This window comes from Paracoccus nototheniae, assembly GCF_004335005.1.
Lineage (GTDB): Bacteria > Pseudomonadota > Alphaproteobacteria > Rhodobacterales > Rhodobacteraceae > Paracoccus > Paracoccus nototheniae.
Genome location: NZ_RQRT01000169.1, coordinates 1 through 969, shown reverse-complemented (window position 1 = coordinate 969; position 969 = coordinate 1). Strand labels below are relative to the sequence as shown.

1 protein-coding gene is annotated in these 969 nt (G+C 68.2%); it reads left to right on the top strand.

Going from position 1 to position 969, the window contains the following annotated elements:
- Positions 1–969, top strand: a 969-nt coding sequence (locus EG885_RS22310) for an acetamidase/formamidase family protein (RefSeq protein WP_341352784.1), incomplete at both ends; no start/stop codon positions are given.

Below are 969 nucleotides of genomic sequence, written 5' to 3'. Positions count from 1 at the left end.
CCCATGACCCCCGCTTTCCTTGCCGCCACGCCCACGACCGTCCATTGGGGCCGCTTCTGGTCGGACCTGCCCCCGGTGACCGAGATCGACCCCGGCGACACGTTGACGATCGAGACGCATTCGGGCCGCGAAGAGGTTCTGCCGCCCGAGGGGTCCGGCATGACCGTCGCCCCGGCCCTGCGCGAGATCCTGGCCGCCGATCTGCCCCGGCGCGGCCATCTGCTGACCGGGCCGGTCGCGATCCGGGGCGCGCAGCCCGGCGATGTGCTGGACATCCGCATCGATGCGATCGATCTGGGCGCGGATTGGGGCTTCAATCTGGTGCGGCCCAGTTCCGGCTCGCTGATCGGGGAATTCCCGGTCTCGCAACAGGCGCTGACGCTGATCCCGGTCGATCGCGCGGCCCGCACCGCGCGCTTGCCCTGGGGTGCCACGCTGCCGCTCAATCCGTTCTTTGGCGTGATGGGCGTCGCCCCGCCCCCCGAATGGGGAGAGTTGACCTCGATCCAGCCGCGCCTGCATGGCGGCAATCTGGACCTGAAGCTGCTGACCCCCGGCGCCACGCTGTCGCTGCCCGTCCATACCGAAGGCGCGCTGTTCTCCTGCGGCGACGGCCATGGCTGTCAGGGCGACGGTGAGGTCTGCATCACCGCGCTGGAAATGTCGCTGACCGGCACTTTCACCTTTACCCTGCGCAAGGCGGGCGATCACGCAGTCACCCTGCCCCGGGCCGAGACGGCCGATGAGATCATCTCGATGGGCTTTCACGCCGATCTGGACGAGGCGTTGCGCATCGCCCTGCGCCAGATGATCGCGATCATCTGCGAACGCACCGGCATCACCCAGACCGAGGCTTATCAGTTCTGCTCTCTGGCGGTGGATTTCGCGGTGACGCAGACCGTGAACGGCGAAAAGGGCGTTCACGGCCGGTTGAAAAAGGTGCTGCTGGCACGGGGGGGACAGGGCGGG